Annotated in this window: 15 protein-coding genes and 1 pseudogene; 6 read left to right on the forward strand and 10 right to left on the reverse strand. The window is 36.3% G+C overall.

What is annotated here, in order from left to right; translation table 11 throughout:
- The first annotated feature begins 27 nt into the window (after window positions 1-27).
- Window positions 28-1,947, forward strand: coding sequence for a molecular chaperone HtpG (gene htpG / locus O1449_RS01365; RefSeq protein WP_269238945.1), 1,920 nt, complete (start codon window positions 28-30; stop codon window positions 1,945-1,947).
- Window positions 1,948-2,037: 90 nt separating this feature from the next.
- Here the strand turns inward: htpG and O1449_RS01370 are convergent, their stop codons facing one another.
- The 5 genes from O1449_RS01370 to O1449_RS01390 all read right to left on the reverse strand — a co-directional run bounded on the left by O1449_RS01370 (window position 2,038) and on the right by O1449_RS01390 (window position 7,103).
- Window positions 2,038-2,919, reverse strand: a complete 882-nt coding sequence (locus O1449_RS01370) for a selenocysteine synthase (RefSeq protein WP_269238946.1) — start codon at window positions 2,917-2,919, stop codon at window positions 2,038-2,040.
- 131 nt (window positions 2,920-3,050) lie between these two features.
- Complete coding sequence (locus O1449_RS01375; RefSeq protein ID WP_269238947.1) at window positions 3,051-4,181, reverse strand: hypothetical protein; 1,131 nt, start codon at window positions 4,179-4,181, stop codon at window positions 3,051-3,053.
- A gap of 194 nt (window positions 4,182-4,375) precedes the next feature.
- Window positions 4,376-5,818: a hypothetical protein gene (locus O1449_RS01380; protein WP_269238949.1), complete on the reverse strand. Its 1,443-nt coding sequence runs from the start codon at window positions 5,816-5,818 to the stop codon at window positions 4,376-4,378.
- Window positions 5,819-5,829: 11 nt separating this feature from the next.
- Window positions 5,830-6,015, reverse strand: a complete 186-nt coding sequence (locus O1449_RS01385; RefSeq protein WP_269229007.1) for a hypothetical protein — start codon at window positions 6,013-6,015, stop codon at window positions 5,830-5,832.
- 392 nt (window positions 6,016-6,407) lie between these two features.
- Window positions 6,408-7,103, reverse strand: a complete 696-nt coding sequence (locus O1449_RS01390; protein WP_269229006.1) for a DsbA family oxidoreductase — start codon at window positions 7,101-7,103, stop codon at window positions 6,408-6,410.
- 176 nt (window positions 7,104-7,279) lie between these two features.
- Between O1449_RS01390 and O1449_RS01395 the strand changes: the two genes are divergently transcribed.
- Window positions 7,280-8,029 carry a hypothetical protein gene (locus O1449_RS01395; RefSeq protein ID WP_269238950.1) on the forward strand — a complete coding sequence of 250 codons (750 nt, stop codon included), beginning with the start codon at window positions 7,280-7,282 and terminating at the stop codon, window positions 8,027-8,029.
- Between the two features lie 54 nt (window positions 8,030-8,083).
- Here the strand turns inward: O1449_RS01395 and O1449_RS01400 are convergent, their stop codons facing one another.
- Window positions 8,084-8,782, reverse strand: a complete 699-nt coding sequence (locus tag O1449_RS01400; RefSeq protein WP_269229004.1) for a hypothetical protein — start codon at window positions 8,780-8,782, stop codon at window positions 8,084-8,086.
- 296 nt (window positions 8,783-9,078) lie between these two features.
- Here O1449_RS01400 and O1449_RS01405 point away from each other — a divergent pair, with 296 nt between their 5' ends.
- Complete coding sequence (locus O1449_RS01405; RefSeq protein WP_269229003.1) at window positions 9,079-9,579, forward strand: hypothetical protein; 501 nt, start codon at window positions 9,079-9,081, stop codon at window positions 9,577-9,579.
- 55 nt (window positions 9,580-9,634) lie between these two features.
- Here O1449_RS01405 and O1449_RS01410 read toward each other — a convergent pair whose 3' ends face one another.
- The 4 genes from O1449_RS01410 to fadB all read right to left on the reverse strand — a co-directional run bounded on the left by O1449_RS01410 (window position 9,635) and on the right by fadB (window position 15,551).
- Window positions 9,635-10,258, reverse strand: coding sequence for a PH domain-containing protein (locus O1449_RS01410; protein WP_269229002.1), 624 nt, complete (start codon window positions 10,256-10,258; stop codon window positions 9,635-9,637).
- Between the two features lie 158 nt (window positions 10,259-10,416).
- Window positions 10,417-11,802 carry an antiviral reverse transcriptase Drt2 gene (gene drt2 / locus O1449_RS01415; protein WP_269238951.1) on the reverse strand — a complete coding sequence of 462 codons (1,386 nt, stop codon included), beginning with the start codon at window positions 11,800-11,802 and terminating at the stop codon, window positions 10,417-10,419.
- 410 nt (window positions 11,803-12,212) lie between these two features.
- A complete protein-coding gene (fadA, locus tag O1449_RS01420) occupies window positions 12,213-13,385 on the reverse strand; it encodes an acetyl-CoA C-acyltransferase FadA (RefSeq protein ID WP_269238952.1) in 1,173 nt (390 codons plus the stop codon).
- A gap of 12 nt (window positions 13,386-13,397) precedes the next feature.
- Window positions 13,398-15,551, reverse strand: coding sequence for a fatty acid oxidation complex subunit alpha FadB (fadB, locus tag O1449_RS01425; RefSeq protein WP_004659309.1), 2,154 nt, complete (start codon window positions 15,549-15,551; stop codon window positions 13,398-13,400).
- A 608-nt stretch (window positions 15,552-16,159) separates the two neighbouring features.
- Between fadB and O1449_RS01430 the strand changes: the two genes are divergently transcribed.
- From O1449_RS01430 to O1449_RS01440, 3 genes and pseudogenes are all read left to right on the forward strand, one after another.
- On the forward strand, window positions 16,160-17,224 hold the full coding sequence (locus O1449_RS01430; RefSeq protein WP_269229000.1) for a GGDEF domain-containing protein: 1,065 nt from the start codon (window positions 16,160-16,162) through the stop codon (window positions 17,222-17,224).
- A 158-nt stretch (window positions 17,225-17,382) separates the two neighbouring features.
- Window positions 17,383-18,297, forward strand: a complete 915-nt coding sequence (lpxO, locus tag O1449_RS01435; RefSeq protein ID WP_269238953.1) for a lipid A hydroxylase LpxO — start codon at window positions 17,383-17,385, stop codon at window positions 18,295-18,297.
- Window positions 18,298-18,368: 71 nt separating this feature from the next.
- A pseudogene (locus tag O1449_RS01440) lies at window positions 18,369-18,689 on the forward strand (hypothetical protein); the annotation flags it as partial.
- Window positions 18,690-18,709 lie beyond the last annotated feature (20 nt).

Raw genomic sequence — 18,709 nt, forward strand, 5'->3', positions numbered from 1 at the left:
TATAAACCTCAAGATAAGGAGTGATTTATGAGTGAACAAGTCGCACAAAATTATAGTTTCCAAGCTGAAGTTGCTCAGTTATTACATTTGGTGACACATTCGCTGTATTCCAACCCAGAAATTTTCTTACGTGAACTGATTTCAAATGCTTCGGATGCTTGCGATAAGTTACGTTTTGAAGGGATTAATCACCCTGAATATTATGAAAATGATGCCGACTTGCATGTTCGTGTGAGCTTGGATAAAGAGAATAAAACACTCACGATTTCGGACAATGGTATTGGTTTAAGCCAGCAAGAGGCGATAGAGAATCTTGGTACGATTGCAAAATCGGGCACTAAAGATTTTATGTCAAAGTTAAGTGGTGATCAGAAAGCCGACGCACAGTTAATTGGTCAATTTGGGGTGGGTTTTTATTCTGGATTTATTGTAGCCGATAAAATTACGGTTGAATCACGCCGCGCTGGCTTAGAGACTGCTGAAGGTGTACGTTGGATCAGTGGCGGTACAGGTGAGTTCGAAGTTCAAACGATTGAGAAAGCAACCCGTGGTACCGATATCATCTTGCATTTACGTGATGATGCACTCGACTATTTAGAGTCGTGGAAAGTTAAACAAATCATTAATAAATATTCTGACCACATCAGTTTGCCAATCGAAATGCAAAAAGAAGTGTGGCAAGAGGAAGAAGTCGCTGAAGGTGAAGAACCGAAAGGCGGTCAAATGGTGAAGACGGATGAATGGGAAGCGATTAACTCAGCAAGTGCGTTATGGACACGTAATAAGAGTGAAATCACTGATGAGCAATACATCGAGTTTTATAAAAACCTGAGCCACGATTTTGCAGAGCCTTTGGCATGGGCGCATAACCGCGTGGAAGGTAGCACTGAATATACGCAATTATTGTATATCCCAAGTCAAGCCAAACAAGATCTGTTTACACGTGAAGCAAAAGCGGGCATCAAATTGTATGTGAAGCGTGTATTCATTTTGGATGAAGCAGACAACCTCATTCCAAACTATTTACGTTTTGTACAAGGCGTGGTCGATAGTGCTGATTTACCATTAAATGTCAGTCGTGAATTACTTCAAGAAAGCCGTGATGTAAAAACCATTCGTGAAGGTAATGCACGTCGTGTATTGACCTTACTGGATGGCTTGGCAAAATCGGAAGATGAAAAAGACCAAGAGAAATTCAAAGCTTTCTATACTGAATTTGGTTCGGTGTTAAAAGAAGGTTTAGGCGAAGATACGGGTAATCGTGAGCGTATCTTGAAATTATTGCGTTATGCAACTTCTAGCAATGATGAAATCTCGACTTCATTTGCCGACTATAAAGCACGTATGAAAGAAGGGCAGAAAGCGATTTACTATGTGACTGCTGATAATCTTACAGCCGCGAAAAATTCGCCACAACTTGAAGTATTCAAGAAAAAAGGTATTGAAGTATTGCTCATGGCAGATCGTGTTGATGAGTGGGCAATGAATTTTGTCTTTGAGTTTGATGGTACGCCACTACAAAACGTATCTAAAGGCGCTGTTGATCTTGGTGACTTGCAGGATGCTGAAGAGAAAAAGGCTTTAGAACAAGCGGCTGAGCAGTTCAAGCCTGTGGTGGACCGCTTAACGACATCGTTAAAAGACAAAACCAAAGAAGTGCGTGTTACGACGCGTTTAGTTGATTCACCAGCATGTTTGGTAACGAGTGAGGGTGAACTTTCTCCGCAACTGATCCGTATGCTGAAACAAGCAGGACAGGCTGTGCCAGAAATCAAGCCGACTTTAGAGATCAATCCAGAACATCCATTGGTGAAAAAATTAGAAAGCTCTGCACAGTTTGATGATCTTGCGAATGTGATCTTTGATCAGGCGGTAATTGCTGAAGGTGGCTTACCAGAAGATCCAGCAGCCTATGTAAAACGTATCAACAGCTTGTTATTACAATAAGTGATTTGACCTAAAAACCTCTGCTTCGGCAGAGGTTTTTTATATCTATGGATAACATTTAAGTTATCCACAGTTGTGTTGGTCTTTTGATCAAAACTGTGCTTCAAACTTCATTTGATAGTTGAAAGAATATCCTTGTTCACTCGTTGGCATGTTTACATAATTAATGTCATTTTGCATAAAGACCCAATTATGCCAAATTGGTCTTTTCCAAGAAAAATATGGCCCCCACTCATTCACACGAAGCGCCTTGTTTTCATAATCACCTGTACTCAAAATTCCATAGGTGAGATTGTTTTGAGATAATAGATTTAATTTCTGAAAAGTGCGATTACTCCATACATATTCTGAGTCTTGAGTTTTAGAAAAGTTAAATTGCGTGGAAATTTGTGCTTGTTGCTGAAATTTTTGGGTTAAATCTAAGTAGGTTTCCGCATAGTTTTTACTGCTTGAACCGTAACGAAAGATTTGAGTTGTATTGAGCCGTAGCCCTGAATGCAAGATCCAGTTTTTCTTTGCTAGAAATTGGACATAAATATCTGTATCTGAATTTGATCCTAAATCTAGATCATTATGAAAGGGCAATAGATTAGAAATGGTTGACCAACTTGCGCTGAGTGGATTCGGCGTGGGAATTGTTTTGTGGGCATTGTGCTTGGTATTTTTGCCTAGTTTTTTAGGCGGTTGAGTTTGTTGAGCACGTTGCCATAAAGTGTCATGACCAAAAACCTGCATAAGTTCATCGGCAAGTTGTTGATCATTGCTGACTGCATAAGTTTCATCTGTAATCATAGCCGTACATTTTAAAATATGATGTACTTGCGAATGTGGCTGTAAAAAAGATTGATGAGCAAGATGCGTATGATGTCTATTGATTGGGATCAAAAAAGGAAAAAAGGGGAGCAGTAGGTAAGCTAAATATAGATTTCCTATAATCAAAACATACACAAGTATGGCGTATCGATGATTCATGCATAAAAGAAAAATTAAAGAATCAAATAATAATAATCAAAGCTTAATTAATTATTTATTTTATAAGATTGTTTAAAAGTGAAAATGCTCAATCTAAATTTAAATTGAGCATTCAGATCATTTAAATGAATTTAGAATAGGGTTTCAAGACGAACGAAAGTACTAACGAAATGACTGCGATCTGAACGATGATCATTGAAATAGTTGAGATCACCTTGTACATAGAACCACTCACGCCATAAAGGTTGTCTCCAAGAAACAAAAGGCCCCCAACTATTTAGACGTAAGTCATTATTGTTGTAATAGCCACCTGTATAGAGACCGTAATTAAAATTGTTATGCGCAAAGAATTTGTGTTGGCGGAAAATTCGATTGTCCCATAACAAATCATCATCTTGCTTGTCAGCGTAAGTTAAACTGAATTGATTTGAAAGAAAAGGTTGGTTGGGTCGAGCATGTATCAATTCTAAATTTGTACGCAAATAGTTCTCACTTTGACTACCATATCGATAGATTTGTTCAGCATTAAAGTGGAAATCATTGTGCAAATCCCAATGCTTCTCAGCTCTTAGACGTAAGTAAACATCATCACCAGAACGAATACCAATATCTGCATCTGTTTCAAATGGTAGTTTTTTGGAAAAATTAGACCAACGTAATGCAAGAGAACCATTGCTGTCACGTGTTTGTTTAGAATCAAGTTTTTTATTTGGATCTTGATTTGGTTGTGTATTGGTATTGGCAATATTATTTTTAAATTCGTCATCTAGAGAATCATCACCAAAAACTAAGCTAAGTTTTTTTTCTAAAGTTGGAAGTTTGATTTTTCCTCGAATACGAGGTTTAACTTCATAGTTATCATATTCATTCCAATAATTGTCCAACATAAAACGAATCGTTGCTGAAGCTGGTTTTTCAGGGTCGACATCACCAAACCAGTCATCAATCTTAACCGAGGTTCGATCAGCCCAGTTGCGAATATCACGCTGTTTACGATCAACCCATGTTTTATTCTCAGTTTCAGCGGTTGGAGGAACAATAGATTGATCAGATTGTTCAGGAAGAACGGTGGGGCTCGCATCTACCCATTTAGGAATATAGTCTAAGAAGTTTTCTTGATTTGATGTTTCCGCTTTGGGAATATTATTCTCAGTTTGTTCAACCAGTTTAGTTGCTGCACTAACAGTTGTTGATAAACCGAATGGAAGTGCAATGAGCGTATATAAAATATATGATGGTACCGTTTGATTTAAAGTCGTCATAGTTAAAACTTATATATTTTTCTTCATTTAATTCTTGATTATTCAAGCAATAAAATCAAGCTAAAGACACAAAAAACAGCAATTTAACAATGCTTTTGAAAATTTGAATGAGTATTTATGAAAGTCCACCATGAAACTTGCAATAAGCAATCACAAGTTTGATGGTGGATTAGATGTATCTTAAAAATGGATATTTAGGTCGCTGAAACATCTGCATTTTCGAGTGCTTGATAGAGATCATGAACTGAAATTGGTTGAGGGAGACGGCTAATCACTTGACGTATTAATTGCCATGTATAGCCGTCTGCACGATCTAACAATAGATACGGATAAGCTTGATCTTCGCTCGATAATTTTACCCGTTCTGCGCCGTGTAGCACTCTGATTTTTTGACGCTCTTTGAGTAGGATGACTGGCGTCAGAAAAGTCGCTGCTGTTTCTTCAAAAGGAATAAACTTTTGCGTGTTAATAAAGGCAGCAGGAATATAAGGGTAAGATCGCTCATTACGCTGCCAAACTTGACTACCATTCATGATACATTCATTAAATAGTGTTTCATGTTGGTGGTAGTGTTGTTTAAAAATAACCCAGTCTGTTTGATGAATCGAGCTTGTTTGAGTATGACGTTGGTCTGTATAAGCTTGTAAGATTGTTGCAGCATATTCGACACTATGAGTACCAATAAGTACGACATAATGTGAAAACTGTCCTTGAGCATAAAGCTGTTCAGCAACAAAGATTTGAGCTGTTTCCCAAACAGGTTGAACGTCATTCTCAGCTTTTAAATATAACCAATCAATTTTAATATTTTGATCAATCTCATCGTGTAGCTCTACACGATATAAAGATGGAAATGTTTTAGGATCGATACGCTCTAAGCGACATACGAGTCCATCTAAATTAAAATCTTTTAGCGCAACAGGTTTAGCTTTATTTAGATTTGCAACAGGACGCACATTTTGTCTAAAACTTGGTTTAGGCTTTGCGGCCGTTGAAATACTTGGTGTTGGAGTATTGGGTACAGATTGAATTCTTTCCTGAATAATTGCTTCGAGTTGTGCTTCAAAATTCGCAGTTTCTTCTCTCATAGCAGATAATCTGTCCTTGTGAATTGTCTGATTTGAATCTAATGATAAATTTGTTGAACTTTGATGAATTGGCTCTAAAACAGGAATAAGGCTTTTGAGTTCATCATCTGTTTTTATATAATCACTTGTGCTCGTTTGAATCCATTCAAGTGCTTGTCGAGTAGATGTAAACCAAGGGCTCTTTATAAAAGACAATGCAGGGCGAATAACCCAAATTTGCCAATGCTGTGACTGACGTAAAGCTGCCCATCCCATGTCGCCTGATGCAAATAAAGCATGTTCAACACGCCCCATAAATTTAAATGTTCCGCGATAAGTGAGTGCATACCCAAAGCTTTCTAATTCTTCAGCCGGAAATTCTTCTTGTTGAATAAATTCTTTAAATGGAGTGAGTTGTTCTTGAAACAATGGATCGTCACAAGAAGAACAAATATCCTTAATACGTTGCTTTGATTTTGCAATCTCAAAAAGTGAGTTTTTATCGTTGTTTAGCCCAACAATCAGATGTTTGAGCTCATCAACCAATAATGCTTTCTCTAATACGTCCATTGATAGTTTCCTTAGAGATAGGCTTGAGCCTGTTTTAAATAATAAATAAGTACAATATTCACAGCATCATCTAACAGTTTGTATTCAGGTGTATTCGTCAAATTATGCTGTCTAGCCAAAGCTACAAGTTGCTCAATGCATATTTGTTCGGGTTGAATCTGACCATTTATTAGGGCTTGTAACTCTTGAATTTTCATAACAAAAGAATGTCACTTTATGACGATTATAGAAGAAAACTATGCAAAATCTATAGACTGCAAGTTAGTAAAAAATCTCATTTAGGTATTCCAAATAGAGATTTTGATCATGTTTTGGCTTTCAAAATATCAACACCGTAAAACAATAAATCGGATAAATAGATAGTTATGCGAAAACATATCTATAAATATATCATCAATATGTGACTCAAGTCGCATATTGTTGAGTTAAAAGTTGATCAATAAAGATGGTTACTTTGTTACAGGATTTTCTGCTCAGATAAGCGGTATTCTTTTTGGGATAATAGGTGAGGGCATAAGAATTGTGGTTTTTGAAAATGTCCTGAACAAGCTCCAAATTAATCTTGAAGCTTGTGATTTAGTAAAAATAGTTAGGGATGAATGTCACACTGATCATCGTTACATTGAGCTGCATTGGTTTGCTCGATTTCTTGTGTAGATGCTGATTGAGCTTGTTGTAATGCTTGTAAGAAAATCTCACGCGGTTGTGCACCTGAAAGTGCTAGTTTTTGATCAAAGACAAAAAAAGGCACGCCAGTAACATTCAATTGCTCACGTGCAATTTTTTCATCGTGACGCACAAAATCTGCCAACTCATCTGAATCCAGCACATACTCAACCTCAGCATGGTCTAGACCAATCCGTGAAGCGATTTCTTCAACCACTTCACGTTCACCAATTGCAAGACCTTCAGTCATATAAGCATGAAAAAAGGCTTCTTTTGCTTCGTTACCTAAGCCTTTACTTTGAGCAAGATGAATGATCCGATGAGCATTAAAACTATTGCCTGAATTGGCTTTTTGCCATTGGAAGTCGATGCCTTCAACTGCTGCCATAGCAGCGACATTACGTTCCATTTCTTCCATTTCAGCAAAGCTACGCCCATATTTCTTTGCTAAGCGCTCCGTATTTGAAGTCTCGTGTTTAGCTGGAGCATCTGGATCGAGTTCAAAGCTATGCCAATGAATATCAAGCTCAATTCCTGCTTGTTCAGCAATATGTTCAAGACGCTTTTTCCCAATATAACAAAAAGGGCAAACCACATCTGACCAAATATCTACGCGCATGGTATATCTCTACAATTTTAGTTGGTTTGATAATAGGGGCGTAAGTACGAAATTTAAAGCGATGAAAATGTAATGCTCCGTTACGAGAAATGAAATAAAAATCAATTAACAGCCTATGTTTGATTGATTAAACTTAAATTCAGAACATAAAAAATATAATTAAGATTGGAGGCTGTATGCGCCGTTTTCTATTATTCCTTGCAGTCATTGTAATTTGTATAAGTACTTTCTTTTTCTATCAATATCGTGTGCAGCAAAAAGCAGCCAATACTGAACAAATGTTTGAAATTGTTATGGCTGAAAAAATGCGTGAGCTCTATGACCAAGCGCAAGATTGGTCAAAACCTGTGCAACTGAATGTACATGATGATCGTTTGTCAGGTGATTATAAGTTGATGTCCGAGTTTCTACTTAGTTATTGGATGCAAAATGTTGAAGCGCGAAATCATTATTTAAGGCAACTCAAAGCAGCAAATTGGGATACTTTTTTAGATGTAGAGCGTTTGGATCAAGATCGTCAGCAAGCTTATAAAGAAACAGAACAAATGCTTCGCGAGGTTCGGAAAATATCGGCTGAATATGAACGAAAACGGCAACAAATACAGACCGATTCACTTAAACAAGCAAAAAGTTTGGCTATTCATAATGAAATGAGAAAATCCTTACAAGTTAAATTAGAACATAACCTTAAAGTAGATAAAGCACATGATATTTTCCCGATTGAACAGAAAATTATAGAAAAAGCACAGGCAATGTTCGATATGTTGAGAACCTACCCATGGCAGAAACAAGACAAAATGATTCTTTTTCAAGAAACAATACAAGTGAAAAAGTTTAATGCACTTTATCAAGATGTGCTCAGATTAAATCAGAAGATAGATAAAATTAAGCAAAACAATGTTGAAGTATTAGATGAAGAATTGTAGTTCGATCAAGCAATGATTCAGCCTGTGAATCATTGCTTGATTGTAACATCAACTTTAGTCGAAAATCTTTTCCGCTGCTTGGAACGGTAAACTCACCACATCAATCGCTACAGCAAAAGGCAGTAAAACCAGTTTTTCTAAAGGATTCATACCTGATTTTGATTTATAACTTTCTTCTTTATTGGTATAGATAGAGACTTGGTAAGGCTTACTTAATGCTTTTAATGAGGTGAGATTATTTGCAGCAGGGTATACGACACCAGCAAGCTTAATATCAAAACAGAACCGCTGTGCATACATACGCTCATCGCTTGAGGATGAACATTCTTTTGCGCCATTTTCAATAAAGAACTCTAGATCTTTTTTGCTTAAATCTTCTTTAAGTTTTATATAGGAAAGTGGCAATGTACCTGAAAAATTACCATCATTCTTTTCAGAATAAAAACTCAAGTCCCGTGTTATTTGGATATTTTTAGCATCAAGTTTACTGATCAAGCTCACAAATTGAGAACCACCTTGAGTCAAAATATAGCTGTTTTTTTTCCCTGCAATCACGATACTGTCTTTGGGTAAATTTGACGATGTTTGCGCAGGTCGCCCAAAAGCAACCACATTGTCTTCAACTAAAGTGACACGTTCTGTTCGAGTATAGGTTTTGTTGTCTTTGTTAATCAGTGTTTTGGTTGCGCATCCCGTTAAACATAATGCTGTAATTGATATCGCTGTAGTCATTTTAATTAGAGTTGAAAACATCCAGTTCTCCTAATGATTTAAGTTTAAAATTTAAAAAAATAATTGATATTCATACAATATTTAAAAGACCATAATGAAAAATCTAAGTAGAAGCGAGGACTTTTCTCTTAAGTATGGCGATCTTTACAAAGATTAAACATGATCGCTAATACGGATAAATTTGATTTCTCGTTTAAAATTTTGGTGAAATTTACCGTTTATCAGAGTGATACAGAATTCAATATTACTTTGTTGTAGGCTTAAGCTTATAGTTATTTTTATTCAATATTTAAGGTGAATGATTTTTGGAGCAAGTGATGAACTTTCTAAAACGATCAGCGCTGATGATGGCATTTACTTTGGTTGGATTTTCAGCAGTACATGCCGAAGAGGTTGCAACTTTACCAACCATTCGTATTATGGCTGAATCTGAATTACGTGAAGAAGTCGTAGGACCTACTCCATTTCAAGAAGATAAAAAGGTACGTCAAGCACTTCAGCATCGTATTTATAAAACCCATACTGATATGCAGAATGCAGGAATTCCTGAGAATATTAGTGCAGTTGAATTTGAACCAAAGGTGCAGTCAGGCTTATCTCAAGTTTCACCTGGGTTACAAGAGTATATTCTAGCGGTGGCTTCAGGTTTTCAATCATCTGATCCAACTAATGGTGTATTTAAAATATTAGAGCCACTTAATATAAATCGCAACAATATTGATGGCATTCGTGATGGTTCGATTAAAGTCAATTTGAATGATATTTTGCTATTACAGCAGCAAATTCAAAATGGTTTAAAAGATTTTAGACAACCATAGCTTATATCATTGATTAAGATAAAAATCCCCGCATATCTAGTGGGGATTTTTTCTATTATTGTTTTAGGTAACGCTCAAAAATTGCAGAGAAATCATAGTTCTCAATTTGTTTACGACGTTCAGTAAACTTATTTTCAACTTGAATGGTGGTCTGAGAAATAATATCAGGGAGGTTTAACAACACTTGTTCTGGTAATTCACGCAGAGAAAACATGTTATTCACAGCTTGTTGAGTGATGACTAGCGAATTTATTTGACGTTCAATTTCTTTGCATGCTTCCCCAATACTAAATAGAGCTTTATATAAATCTCGTACCTTTTCGATTTGTGATTTTTCAATATCAATTGAATAACTTGCACCACCAAGTTGGAATTTGATTTCGACGTCCCGATCAATTGTACCTGCTGTTTCTAGAAGCACCCGACTAATCTGATAGTGTTTATATGGATAGCGATTCAACGTCCGTTTTTTGCTGACCGCACTTGTACCATCTAGATGAATGAAAGCGGTATTGGTAAAGCAGTATTCGTCGGTTTTTGCTTTGATCAAAAAGAAAATTTTTTCATTGTCTTCATGGAAAATATAGTCATCAATATCCGTCTTATCATAATCTCTAGGTTCAATAATCTTACCGATATCACTGGTTCCCATTAGATCAGCTGCCATATTTTTAAACATTGTTAGAACCTTATCGTTTTTGGAACTGTGATCATAATTTGTCATATATTGTTTTGTCTAGAAAATACTTTTAATTAAGTAGTTTAGATTTTTTTGGTTTTAAGATTATTTCTCTACATGATTTTTATGATGTGGTAAAGAGTGGTTTACTCTGAAATTTATTTTTTAGGAGTAGATTCTAAAAGATGATATTCTTTATTGAGTTCATTATGCTTCTTTATATGCATTTGAATTTTAGACCAGTGAGGCTTGATTTGTCTTTTTATAGCAGGTTCATTCATAATGGATGCTGCTCTTAGGGCATAGCTAATATAATTTCTTTTCCCAATAAATGAAAACCGCCTGTAGATATGTTTTTTATGCCTTTCTAACGGTTCTTCACCTCTTTTAATTCTCGAATTATTGATCTTTAATAATTTCTTATTAGTCATTCGAATGGCTTTTGAGGCTTTGTATTGATATTGGATTAAACCAGCATCACGTAGTAGAATTTTTTTACCATTATAAGTAAAGCCGAGATATTGAAGTGGCTCTCTACTCATATGTGGTTTATCATAAACATGTAAACCATTTTTAAAATAAACTAACTTAGTTTTTTCGGGATGAATTTGAACCTTTAATTTGCTAATCATTTTTTTTGTTTCTAAGTGGATTTTCATGCCTAGGTCTAAGTCACATAATATTAGAATATCATCACAATATCTGTAATATGATGCATTAAGTTTTGATAGATAACTGTTAATATTTTTATCAAAATCAAACATGTAGATGTTTGATAGGAATGCGCTTATAGCAGAACCTTGAGGAATTCCTTTAGTTTTATCTTCTTTGATAATTAATTTATTTTTCCTAATTTTATTTCTAAAATCATGGCTAGAGCATAATTTTTTTAAATCTCTATGATTTTTATTAATGGATAACTCTAAAATGCTATAAACATCTTTTTTATTTACATAAGAAAATTTTGTGATTGATTTATAAACTTGATAATGGTCTTTAGGTAAATAATCGGTTTCTAATATTCTAAGCCAAGCTTCTTTTAAGATTTGATGATCAAGTTCATCGAAAAATTTTTTAATATCAAAACATAAAGCGACGCAGTCTCTTCTTTCCCTTATTTCATCAAAAATTTTTTTGGCAAAATGAATGTTATTTGGTGAATTTGGTAGTTTTCTAAAAGCCAAAATATTTTCTGATAGATTAGACTCTTGAATTAATTTTTCATAATTTGGTGTAAGCAATGCCGCATAATAAGCATATATATGACCATCTATATGAGAAGAATATTTGATAGGTCTAATTTTTTGGGGACATTTAACAATAGCATATCTATCTTTCTGACCTTTTATCTTAATAATTTTGGTCTTATCTTTTTTGATTTTTCTTGATGTAAGTTCAAAATGTATAAATGGGTGGAAAGCATGCTTTTCAATATTTTTAGGATTAGTTACATAGTCATAAACTTTTTTAGGCTGCATTGGGTAATCAAAATGCAAATATTTTCTCTGCCGATTATGAAAGAAATCTATATCTATATTTGTCATTATTAGAAAACTCAAGAAAAGGTTGACGATAATCCTCGTAAAAACGTTCTATCCTATGAATAGAATTTCTTGAGCATACCTAAGTACCCAATATTACGTACCCTCTAGAAGAAACCTTCTACATCGTCTTTAGATCACGAAAGGATTATACTATGAGAAGCATTGATTACATTCTGTGGAGTTCAATATACATTGGCTGTACTTTATTCCAAACAATATGCAACGTTTCACCAGAAATGTTAGATATCGTTCTAACATTGTGTGGAGCAACACTTGACAACAGATTACCTTCCCTATGTACTTTTACATAGGCAATTTAAATATATTTAAAGTTTGTGGATATTGCAATATTCGATTGATAATAAAAATCCCCGCAAAATGCGGGGATTTTCTTTTTATCTCAGTGTCGATTAAACACGTTCGATAATAGTCGCGATACCTTGACCAAGACCGATACACATGGTCGCAAGACCGATTTGCGTATCTTGTTGTTCCATCACGTTCAACAATGTTGTTGTGATACGCGCACCAGAACAACCCAATGGATGACCTAATGCAATCGCACCACCATTCAAGTTGATGATGTCTTGTTTCTCATAAACGCCTAAGCCTTTCATTACTGATAAGCCTTGTGCAGCAAATGCTTCGTTTAATTCGATAGTTTGGATATCCGCCATCGTTAAACCAGCACGTTTAAGCGCTTTTTGAGTTGCTGGAACAGGGCCGTAACCCATGATTGCAGCATCACAACCTGCAATCGCCATAGAGCGAATCACAGCACGAGGTTTTAAACCTAAAGATGCAGCACGTTCAGCTGACATCAACAACATTGCAGATGCACCGTCAGAAAGAGCAGAAGAAGTTGCTGCTGTTACTGAACCACCTTTAGGATCGAAAACAGGTTTCAATGCTTTGAATGCTTCAAGGTTTGCATCAGCACGAATTACTTCGTCGATGTCACACAAGATTTTGAAGCCATTTGCATCATGACCTTCAACACCCACGATTTCATTTTTGAAACGACCTTCTTGAGTTGCAGCCCAAGCACGACGGTGAGATTCAACACCAAACGCATCTTGTTCTTCACGAGAGATACCATTCATACGACCTAACATTTCAGCAGTTAAGCCCATCATGTTCGATGCTTTTGCATAGTGTTTAGATGCTTCTGGGTTAAGGTCGATGCCGTGCATCATACCTACGTGGCCCATGTGCTCAACACCACCAATGATGAAGATATCACCTTGGTTAGTTGCAATCTGTGCAGCAGCCGTATGGATTGCTTGCATAGAAGAACCACAAAGACGGTTTACTGTTTGACCGCCAGCAGTTTTTGGAATGTCAGCCAATAAACCAATATTACGAGCAATGTTCATACCTTGCTCTAAAGTTTGGTTTACACAGCCCCAAATGATGTCTTCAACTTCATTGGTATCAAACTGGTTACGAGCAACAAGTGCACGTACCAATTCAGCAGATAAACTGTCGGCACGAACATTGCGGAACATACCGTTACGTGATTTGCCCATTGCTGAACGAACGCCATCAACAATTACAACGTCACGTGGATTTAAAGTAGCCATTCACGTTGCTCCTTAACCGTAGAATTTTTTGTTGTTAGCAGCCATGTCACGCAACATTTGTGGCGCTTCATAAGCCTTACCTAAGTGTGCATATTTGTCGCAAAGCGCAACGTATTCAGCAACACCTGTTTGGTCGATGTAACGGCATGGACCACCACGGAATGGAGGGAAACCTACACCCATGATCATCGCCATATCTGCTTCAGAAGCAGTTGCAACGATGTTGTCTTCTAAGCAACGAACTGTTTCGTTACAGAAAGCAAGCATCATACGGTCAATGATTTCTTGGTTGTCAAACTCGCGTTTTTCACCAGTCACGAAAGGCGCAATGATTTCGTAAGCTGTTGGATCAACAGTTTTCGCTTTCTTACCTTTCTTATCTAACACGTATTTGTAGAAACCAACGTCATTCTTTTGACCAAGACGTTTTGCTTCGTACATCGCTTCGATAGAACCTTTGTAGTCTGGCTTCATACGGTCAGGGAAACCTTCAGCCATTACTTCTGCGCCATGAACACCTGTATCGATACCAACAACGTCGATCAAGTATGCAGGACCCATTGGCCAGCCGAATTTCGCCATGACATTATCCACTTGTTGGAAATCCGCGCCATCTTTTACAAGAAGGTCGAATGCACCAAAGTAAGGGAACAATACACGGTTAACTAAGAAACCAGGGCAGTCGTTAACAACGATAGGTGTTTTACCCATTTTCTGAGCAAGAACAACAGTAGTTGCAATCGCTTCATCAGATGTCTTCTCACCACGGATCACTTCTACCAATGGCATCATGTGTACTGGATTAAAGAAGTGCATACCAACAAAGTTTTCAGGACGTTGTAATGCTTTCGCCAAACGCGTAATTGAAATCGTAGACGTGTTAGAAGCAATAATCGTGTTTTCACGAACATTCTTCTCAGTGTCTGCAAGTACCATTTCTTTTACTTTTGGATTTTCAGTCACTGCTTCGATCACGATATCCACTTCTTTAAACTCATCGTAGCTTAAAGTTGGACGGATGCGAGCAAGTGTTTCACCCATTTGCGCAGGTTTCATTTTTTTGCGTTCAACTTGCTTGGTCAGTAAGCCATTCGCTTCTTTCATACCAAGTGCAAGTTGTGGGTTACCAATGTCTTTCATGATGATTGGTGTGCCTTTGCTTGCCGTTTGGTAAGCAATACCACCACCCATGATACCCGCACCTAATACAGCTGCTTGGTTAACAGGGTGAGCACCTTTCTCATATTTCTTCGCAGTTTTCTTCACAACTTGGTCATTGATGAATAAACCAATCAATGCGCCTGCTTGAGGAGTAATCGCTGCTTTAGCAAAACCTTGAGCTTCAGCTTTTAACGCGTCATTACGTGTAAGGCTTGCACCTGCTTGTAATGAGTCAAGTAACAATTTTGGCGCAGGGTATTGTGCAGGGTTTGCTTTTGCAAGTACCGCACCTTTTGCTGTATTGAACGCCATCATTTGTTCAAGTGGGTTCAATTTAATTGCGTCTAATTTTTCTTGACGTTTTGCTTTCCAATTCAAACGACCAGCAATGGCTTGTTTAACCAAATCAATCGCAGCTTCTTGAAGTTTGTCAGCAGCAACAACCGCATCTACAGCACCATCTTTTAGTGCAGCAGCTGGTTTTTTCGGGTTCGCCATTGCCATCCATTCAACAGCATTGTCGATACCAATTACACGGCTTAAACGTACGCTACCACCAAAACCAGGATAGATACCGAGTTTGATTTCTGGTAAGCCAACTTGTGCTTGCTCAGACATGACACGGTAGTCACACACTAAGCACATTTCAAAACCACCACCAAGCGCTGTACCGTTAATAGCAACAACTTTAGGGATGTCTAAATCTTCAAAGCTATTGAAGACGTCATGTACAGGCATAAGCCAATCAACAATTGCTTGTTCACCAGCAGCGAAGTTGTCGCCAAATTCAGTAATATCTGCACCAACGATAAATGTTGATTTACCAGAGGTAACAACTAAGCCTTTAATGTCGTTATTGGCTTTAACCGCAGCAATTGCTGCTTGGAAGTCTTCGATGGTTGCACGGTTAAATTTATTAACCGACTCACCTTGTAAGTCAAAGCGGAATTCTGCAATTCCGTCCGCAAGCATTTGGACGGTAATGGCATTGCCAGCGTGGATCATGCCTGATCTCCCTTGTTGTGGAGGATTCTGAGTTGATGTCATAAAGCGTGTATGCGTTAGCGCACACAAAATGCTTCGCTAATCTTACGATAACTATATCCAAAAAGGACATAACAAGTTGTATCAAGCCGTGACGCTAGGGTCATCTATTCTTTTAAAGAATTTATTTCTAAGGCTTGTATAAAAATAGAAAGCTATTTTTTCCTTTAAAAACAGTGAAAAGTTGATTGATTTTAGTCATGTGATTATCGGTTTTAAACGTAAAAAGTGTATTAAGCAAGCCATAAATCATTTTTAAATTCATATTTTTTTTATTAGCATATTTAATCTAATATTTAAGTTAAGTTGATAAAGTTATGGCTTATTTATTGCTTTATTATAGATATAGAGAAAGCAATGTTTTATTGTTAACTCTTTGTTGAAAAAGGATTTTGAAAGATTTTTTTTGTTTTTAAAATGAGACATGATTTGATTTTGTGACAAAAAATGTTAGTTATAGCTATTTTTAGGGTTTATGTGAAAACGAATAGAAAAATAATTATTTGTTGATGATGTGGTTGAGAAGCTGAATAAAAAAACAAACCTGTTTAGGAAAGGCTGGGTAAAGGATGAAACCAACAGACCAAACATTGATGAAACAAATGCATATTTCGATTGAAGAAATTGAATATCGACGATCTTTGCTTAGTTTAAGTCATCAAGAATTACAGCAGTTGGTTGACTTAGGGGAACAAATCGATCTTGAGTATCTACTTGACCAAGTTGTGATTACCTTTTATCAACAGCAAACCTCGATTTCTGAGATAGCTTCACTGATTGGTGATATAGACACTTTATCACGGTTACAACATGCACAACGCCAATACTTGATAGAACTTTTTTCAGGTAATTATGATGCCAATTATGTCAATAATCGATTGAGAATCGGTTTAGTGCATAAACGAATTGGTGTCGAACCCAAATTATATTTATCCGCTGTCTATCATCTCAAAACCATGCTGATATCGATGATTCAACAACAATTAGGCGATACAGAGAATTTTCATCAAATACGTTCTACTTTAGAAAAGTTATTTATGTTTGATATTTCGCTGGTTGTAGAAACTTATGTATGGAGTTTAGTCAGTGAGTTGAAGGCATCTAAAGAAAAAATTGAGCAATATGCGTCTGTGTTAGAAGATCGTGCTCAGCAAATGGAAGCTTTATCTCAAACTGATCCGCTCACAGGACTATTAAATGTGAGACATTTAAATCGTATTTTAAATTCGACAATTTATGCGGCTGAACGAAGTTTAGAACCCGTTACAGTCGTATTTATTGATATCAATGATTTTAAAATAATTAATGATAATTTTGGGCATTCTAAAGGTGATCAAATCTTAAAGATTGTAGCGGATGCGATTCGATTCGTTGCACGTTTGGATGATCATTGTTTTAGATGTGGTGGAGATGAGTTCTGTATTGTATTTCCGCGTTGTACTGAAGCACAGGCACTCGAAAGTTTCGTTCCGAGATTACTACAGTATGTTTATCAAATTGAGCCGAATATTACTTTGAGTATCGGTGCAAAACAAACAGATCATGTTGATGGCTACTTAGATGCATCTACTTTGATTCATGAAGCTGATGCAAAAATGTATTTGGTCAAAAAACAGCAAAAAATAAAAAAATAACAATTTTCATTGAAAGATTTGTTTTTATATATACATGATATTTATTGTTTATTTTTTCTAATTAATTAAGTAGAACAAATTGCTGAACCAAAATTGGCTAGAAATTAAAAAAGACGATGATAAAATTCCGAGATTCATTTTTTTGGTCGATTTTTTCAATGGTTAAATGGATCATTTTAGCGATTTTCATTATTTCAGCTTTGTACATTCAGCGACGCGGTAAAGTAAAGCATTCGTTTTATCGTCAATTTTTTGATCACTCAACGATTCTTGCACCTATAAATTTTTTAATGTACATGTTTTCTAAAGTACCGAATCAACCTTATATTGATACTCAGTATTTTAAAGATTTAAAAGTTTTAGATGAAAATTGGGAAATGATTCGAGACGAAGCCAAAGCTTTATATGACAAAGGTGGGATTAAAGCTTCAAGTAGTTATGACGATCTCGGTTTCAACTCTTTCTTTAAAACAGGTTGGAAACGTTTCTATTTGAAATGGTACGACTCTGCGCATCCATCTGCCGCTGAACTTTGCCCAAAAACAACTGCATTATTAAAAACCCTTCCAACAATTAAAGCTGCGATGTTTACTGAGTTAGCACCAGATAGCCGTTTAGTTCGCCATCGTGATCCTTATGCGGGTTCATTGCGTTACCATTTAGGTCTTATTACACCAAATGATGATCGCTGTTTTATTGATGTCGATGGTCAGCGTTATTCGTGGCGTGATGGTGAAAGTGTAGTGTTTGATGAAACCTATATCCATTATGCGGAAAACACCACTGACCAGAATCGTATTATCTTTTTCGCTGATGTAGAACGCCCATTAAAAACCCGTTTTATAGAAAAGTTTAATCATTGGTTTGGTAAAAGTGTCATGACGGCAGCCAGTTCACCCAATGAAGCGGGTGATCAAACTGGTGGGTTGAATAAGCTTTTTGGATATATTTATCAGTTTCGTTTAAAAGCCAAAGCCTTAAAAGCAAGCAATCGTGGTTTATATTATTTTTTGAAATGGTTCATCATGTTAGGGCTATTTTTCTTAATTTTTATTCGGCCTTATGTATTTTAAATCTGAATGAGATCAACGCCCGAAAGGGCGTTTTTTGATAGCGATGATTTGGTTGTTTATTTGTTTATTAATGTTGGCAAAAACAAGTTCAGTTGAGTACTCAAGATTATATTGAGTCATATCCAACTCAAAATCTGTCACATGTAAGTATAGGAAGCAGTATTATCCGCCAAGATATTTGGCAAAATGCAGCTTGGACTGCATTTACACCTAATACTGAGTTTAATTTAGCAGATACACGCATTCGTCATCAGTCTCGTGAATATTGGGGTTTTTACCATACAACTAGAGAAGTTAATCCAATCGCTCCAACAAATGAACTAGCCTATGATTTCTTTAATGAGTCTGCATTTAAGAGCGCTGATCAAGTATTGAGTCGAGTTTTTAAATAATTGGTGTTATTTGAGTTGTT

Origin of the sequence: Acinetobacter sp. TR3 (genome assembly GCF_027105055.1) — a bacterium.
Classification (GTDB): Bacteria; Pseudomonadota; Gammaproteobacteria; order Pseudomonadales; family Moraxellaceae; genus Acinetobacter.